We start from the raw sequence: 5,629 nt of genomic DNA, 5'->3' as shown, positions 1-5,629 counted from the left end.
GCCGCGGAGTATGGGTCCCGGCCTTCGCCGGGACGACGCGGGGAGAGAGCGGCGCACGCGGCCTAATTCACCGACCGGATCAGATCCTTGATCTTCTCGGCATGCGGGCCGAGCTCCTTGGCGAGCTTGTCGAGATAGGGGTCGGCGACGGCCGTGAAGCTCTTCTTGTCGACGTTGTCGACGATCTTGACGCCCATCTTCTTCAGCTTGTCGGCCGCCGTGCGCTCGAGGTCGAACGCCTTCTGCGGCTCCTTGGTGCTGATCTCGTTGGCCGCCGCCTGCACCCAGCCCTTCTGCTCTGCCGACAGGCTCTGCCAGAGCTTGTCGGAGATGAACACCAGCGCGTTGTTGGCCTCGTGCTCGGTGATGTTCAGCACCGGCGCGACCTCGTAATGCTTGTTGACGAGATAGACGTTGATGCTGTTCTCGGCGACCTCGACCACGCCGGTCTGCAACGAAGTATAGACGCTGCCGAACGGCATGTGCACGGTCTGGGCACCATAGGCCGGGAACATCAAGTCTTCGGTCGCGGTCGCCTGGACGCGGACCTTCAGGCCCTTGACGTCGCCGACATTGTGGATCTCCCGCCTGCTGTACATGTGGCGCACGCCCTGCGAGCCGGTCGCGATCACGTGCAGGCCCTGCGTGGTCTCGTCGATCATGGTCTTGAGCGCCTCGAACACGCGGGGATCGGCCAGCCCCTTGACCACGTGGTTCTCGTCGCGGAACAGGAAGTGCAGCGACATCACGCCGGCCTGCGGCGAGATCGTCGCGGTGTTGGCCGAGGAGATGATCGCGAATTCGACGTCGCCGGCTTTGACGAGCTGGAGCACCTGCGGCTCCTGCCCGAGCTGCGCGCCGGGATATTGGTCGATGATCATGGTGCCCTTGCTCAATTCCTTGAGCTTGTCGGCAAAGAGGTCGCCCGCGATCGAATAGCCGGTGTTGCGCGGCTGGTCGTAGGCGAAGCGATAATGCTTCACCTCCTGCGCTCCGGCCCCGGTGACGAACAGCATGGCGGCAGCAGCCGCGAGCCCATGTAAGAATCTTGGCATGGATCGTGCGATCATCGTTTCCCCCTGTTTTGTCGCCCGCCGCTTCAGCGGTCTGGGCGTTCGTTCGGGTGGTTGGTCACCCCTTCTCCGTCTGCTTCCCAGTCCTCTGCATGAAATCGAAGTCGCAGCCCTCGTCGGCCTGCATGATGGTCTCGTTGAACAGCCAGGCGTAGCCACGCCGCGCTTCATCCGGCGCAGCGGCCGGCTTCAACGCCGCGCGGCGGCGCTCCAGCTCGGCCGCATCGACCAGCAGCTCGATGCTGCGTTTGGCGACGTCGAGGCGGATCATGTCGCCGTTCTTGACCAGCGCCAGCGGGCCGCCGACGGCGGATTCCGGCGTGATGTGCAGCACGATGGTGCCGAACGCCGTGCCGCTCATGCGCGCATCCGAGATGCGCACCATGTCCTTGGTGCCGCCGCGCGCGAGCTTCTTCGGGATCGGCAGATAGCCCGCCTCGGGCATGCCTGGCGCGCCCTTGGGCCCGGCATTGCGCAGCACCAGCACATCGTCGGCGGTGACGTCGAGATCGGGATCGTCGACCCGCAAGGTCATGTCCTCGACGGACTCGAAGACAACGGCGCGCCCGGTATGCTGCAACAGTTTTGGGCTCGCGGCCGACTGCTTGATCACCGCACCGCGCGGCGCGAGGTTGCCGTGCAGGACGGCGAGCCCGCCTTCCTTCTTGATCGGATTGTCGCGCGGGCGGATGGCGTCCTGGCCGGGCACGTCTTCCGCATGCGCGACGACATCGCGCAGCGTCTGGCCGGAGATGGTTTTCGCATCGAGATCGACGAGGTCGCCGAGCTGCGCCAGCAATTTCGGCACGCCGCCGGCGTGATGGAAATGCTCCATATAGTGCTCGCCGGACGGCTTGAGGTCGACCAGCACCGGCACCTCGCGGCCGATCTGGTCGAACACGCCGAGATCGAGCCGGTGCGGCGAGCGATGCGCCATCGCCGTCAGATGGATCAGGCCGTTGGTCGAGCCGCCGATCGCCTGAAGCACGACCTGCGCATTTTTGAACGAAGCCGGCGTCAGCAACTCGCTCGGCTTCGGCCCCTTGGTCTTGGCCATCTCGGCGGCCACCCGGCCGCTGGCCTCGGCAAGACGGAAGCGTTCGGCATGCGGCGCGGGAATCGTCGCGCTCATCGGCAGCGACAGGCCCATGGCCTCAATCATGCAGGCCATGGTCGAAGCCGTGCCCATCACCATGCAGGTGCCGACCGACGGCGCGAGACGGCCGTTGACCGCCTCGATCTCGGCATCATCCATTTCACCGGCGCGATACTTGCCCCACAACCGGCGGCAATCGGTGCAGGCACCCAGCACCTCGCCCTTGTGATGGCCGACGACCATCGGCCCCACGGGGATGACCACCGTCGGCAGATCGGCGCTGATTGCGGCCATGACCTGCGCCGGCAGCGTCTTGTCGCAGCCGCCGATCACGATCACCGAATCCATCGGCTGGGCCCGGATCATCTCCTCGGTGTCCATCGCCATCAGGTTGCGCAGATACATCGAGGTCGGATGCGCGAAGCTCTCGGCGATCGAGATGGTCGGGAACACGAAGGGCATCGCGCCCGACAGCATCACGCCGCGCTTCGCGGCCTCGATGATCTGGGGCACGTTGCCGTGGCAGGGATTGTAGTCGCTGTAGGTGTTGGTGATGCCGACGATCGGGCGCTCCAGCGCGTCGTCGGAATAGCCCATGGCCTTGATGAACGCCTTGCGCAGGAACAGCGAGAAGCCGGCATCGCCATAGCTCGTCAGACCCTTGCGCAAGCCACTCGTCATCATGCCACTCCAATCGCCCTGCCATTGTCCTACAGGCTGCCCCTCGATTGTCAATAAGTCAGGTGCCTCGTCGGCGTTTTTTGGACTTCTGCGCCGCAAACCTGAGGAGATTATTGACAATCCGGGCTCTCCCTGCTCCACAGGCAGAACCGGCCGGGGCCGGGAGGCAAAAGGGATGTCCGATACGCGCACCGCGGAGGCAATGACGGTCCGGCGCGATGATCCGGACGACGTCGTCGCGCGGCTCGAGGAGGACATCATCTTCGGCCGCCTCGCGCCGGGCGCGCGCCTCACCGAAGACGCGCTGATGTCGGCTTACGGCACGTCGCGGCACTTCGTGCGCCAGGCGCTGGTGGAAGCTGAGCGCCGCGGCATCGTCCGCCGCGAGAGGAATGTCGGCGCCACCGTACGGTTCTATTCCGCCGAAGAAGTCCGGCAGATCTACGAGGTCCGGGAGATGCTGACGCGGCAGGCGGCGCTGATGATCCCCCTGCCCGCACCGCCAGGCCTGATCGACGCATTGACCGCATTGCAACGGCAGTACTGCGCCAAGGCGGAGGTGCAGGATTTGCGCGGCATTCACGAGGCCAACGACGCCTTCCACGTCGCGCTGTTCGCGGCCTGCGGCAATCCCTACCTGGTGCGCTCGCTCCAGGACTACATGAACCTGACGCTGCCGATGCGCGCCAAGAATCTCGCCGACCGCGAGGGCCTCGCGCAATCGCGGCGCCAGCACGAGCTGATGATCGAGCTGTTGAAAGGCCGTGACAGCTGGGCACTGGCGCAGCTCTGCGTCGACCACATGCAGTTCAGCAAGAAGGATTATCTCGCGCGGATCGCGGGCGAGGAAGCTGAGCGAGTGGGCGCGAACTCATAAGAGAGACGTCCGCTTCTCGTGGCGAAGCAGCCCTAATGCAGGCAACGTCGGCATTTCGCCTTTTGACCCGTAGCGGTCGTTTGGTCTGATAGGACCTTCCCAAACCGCTTGGCGCAGTTTCTGATCGCCGTTGCCGCGTCACCCGTAGTCGCGGCTACCAAAATTTAGCATCCTGTCGTCGCACGTACCGCATTTCGGGAGGTTGGCATGGCTACAGGGCTGTTCGGAGTGAGCTGGACCGAAATCATCGACTTCCTTTTGAAACTCGCACCAGCCGCCTCCATCGTAGGTGGCATTTTGGCAGCGCGGGTACAATTGAGGAGCAATCGGCAGATCAATGCCGTAATGATAGCGAAGAACCACTATCGAGAGATGCTGGACGCTTTTCTAAAAAATAGCGACATACTCTACTTGGGGTCAAATCCAACATCGTTTGCGGAGTTGAAGAAGGATATCCCGCGCTATCGTCGCTATCGAACGCTCTTCACGCTTATGTCGTTCGCGATGCAGGAGCTTTATCTGGCGATGGACCTGAAGCGTGAGAAAAATTGGGAGCATATGATTCGAGTGTTTATTTCGCTCTTCAGGAATTACATTCTGTCGCCGGAAGATTACGGCCCCTACAATCATCAGGCTCTGACGCCGAGCTTCCTCGCATTCTTGATGGACACTGCACAGAATTTCGAGCACTCCGCAGCGCGGACGAGCGTGGCGCAATATCTGAAGGATGAGACGCGGCTGACATAGTCGAAGGCCGACTAGTTAGCCATTCGATGTCGCCTATCGGCCCCATAGCAGACGTGGCTGAAGCGTCGGATGACGTCGGCTTTTGAACCCGAAGCCGCCCCCTACTCTTCATCGAAAATTTGGCAGCAGCCCGTTCTGCTGATTGACTTTCCGGCTTTACGCAACCAAGAACAACATGAGTTCTCCAGCGCTCACAAATTTGTGCCAGCATGCGGGGGAAGTGGCGATAGGACCTACCGAAGCCTCAACCGACACACCGCGTCGAAACAGGCATTAAGACCGTTTTGTCAAGCCATCGAAATAACGCAGAACCAGAATAAATAGAGGCCGGCGTCCGGCGGCAGATCGCACGTCCCCACCCTTCCCTTCCGAATGAAATGTCATGACCGAACAAACCCTGACGGAGCCGATCGACCAGCGGCAAGACCAGCGACAAGAGTTATCCCGCGGCTTTTCGCGCTACCAGGCGATCCTCGTTGCGCTGCTGGCGCTGGTCCAGTTCACGATCATCATCGACTTCATGATCATGTCGCCGCTCGGCGCCATCATCATGCCGGCGCTCGATATTTCCGCCGCCCAGTTCGGGGTGGCGGTCTCGGCCTACGCATTCAGCGCGGGAGTTTCCGGCATCCTGGCGGCCGGCTTTGCCGATCGGTTCGATCGCAAATGGCTGCTGTTGTTTTTCTATGTCGGCTTCACCCTCGGAACGGCGCTTTGCGCGATCGCTCCCAACTATCATGTGCTGCTGTTCGGGCGGATCGTCACCGGCCTGTTCGGCGGTGTGATCGGCTCCGTCGTGCTCGCCATCGTCACCGATCTCTTTGCGCTGCAATTGCGCGGCCGCGTGATGGGCTTCGTGCAAACCGCCTTCGCGGCAAGCCAGGTGCTCGGCATCCCGGCCGGTCTTTTTCTCTCCAACCATTGGAACTGGCACGTCGCGTTCGGCGCGCTGGTCGGCCTGTCGGTGATCGGGATGGCCGCCGTGCTGTTCCTGATGAAACCGGTGAACGGCCATCTCGCGCTGAAGCAGGATCAAAACCCGTTCCAGCACCTGATCGCAACGGTCGCGCAGCCACGCTATTGGATGGCGTTCGCGGTGACGACGCTACTGGCGACCGGCGGCTACATGCTGATGCCGTTCGGCAGCGCCTACAC

5 protein-coding genes are annotated in these 5,629 nt (G+C 62.6%); 3 read left to right on the top strand and 2 right to left on the bottom strand.

Annotation, left to right across the window (positions count from 1 at the left end):
• Window positions 1-62: 62 nt before the first annotated feature.
• Window positions 63-1,070, bottom strand: a complete 1,008-nt coding sequence (locus ACXJMY_RS37555; protein WP_456624391.1) for a TRAP transporter substrate-binding protein — start codon at window positions 1,068-1,070, stop codon at window positions 63-65.
• A gap of 61 nt (window positions 1,071-1,131) precedes the next feature.
• Window positions 1,132-2,850 carry an IlvD/Edd family dehydratase gene (locus ACXJMY_RS37550; RefSeq protein WP_456624390.1) on the bottom strand — a complete coding sequence of 573 codons (1,719 nt, stop codon included), beginning with the start codon at window positions 2,848-2,850 and terminating at the stop codon, window positions 1,132-1,134.
• Between the two features lie 175 nt (window positions 2,851-3,025).
• Between ACXJMY_RS37550 and ACXJMY_RS37545 the strand changes: the two genes are divergently transcribed.
• The 3 genes from ACXJMY_RS37545 to ACXJMY_RS37535 all read left to right on the top strand — a co-directional run.
• Window positions 3,026-3,727 carry a GntR family transcriptional regulator gene (locus ACXJMY_RS37545; RefSeq protein ID WP_456624389.1) on the top strand — a complete coding sequence of 234 codons (702 nt, stop codon included), beginning with the start codon at window positions 3,026-3,028 and terminating at the stop codon, window positions 3,725-3,727.
• Between the two features lie 207 nt (window positions 3,728-3,934).
• A complete protein-coding gene (locus ACXJMY_RS37540) occupies window positions 3,935-4,474 on the top strand; it encodes a hypothetical protein (protein WP_456624388.1) in 540 nt (179 codons plus the stop codon).
• 382 nt (window positions 4,475-4,856) lie between these two features.
• Window positions 4,857-5,629 (top strand): MFS transporter (locus ACXJMY_RS37535; RefSeq protein WP_456624387.1); only part of this gene is annotated, 773 nt, incomplete at its 3' end.

The sequence above is a fragment of the Bradyrhizobium sp. P5_C12 genome (genome assembly GCF_054049735.1).
Note: the sequence above shows the minus strand (reverse complement) of the source record. Positions and strands in the feature narration are given on the sequence as shown.

Bases quoted from the DNA above. Each gene is read 5' to 3' on its own strand.
- ACXJMY_RS37545 (WP_456624389.1), top strand. From the start codon at position 3,026: ATGTCCGATACGCGCACCGCGGAGGCAATGACGGTCCGGCGCGATGAT.
- ACXJMY_RS37550 (WP_456624390.1), bottom strand. From the start codon at position 2,850: ATGACGAGTGGCTTGCGCAAGGGTCTGACGAGCTATGGCGATGCCGGC.
- ACXJMY_RS37540 (WP_456624388.1), top strand. From the start codon at position 3,935: ATGGCTACAGGGCTGTTCGGAGTGAGCTGGACCGAAATCATCGACTTC.
- ACXJMY_RS37555 (WP_456624391.1), bottom strand. From the start codon at position 1,070: ATGATCGCACGATCCATGCCAAGATTCTTACATGGGCTCGCGGCTGCT.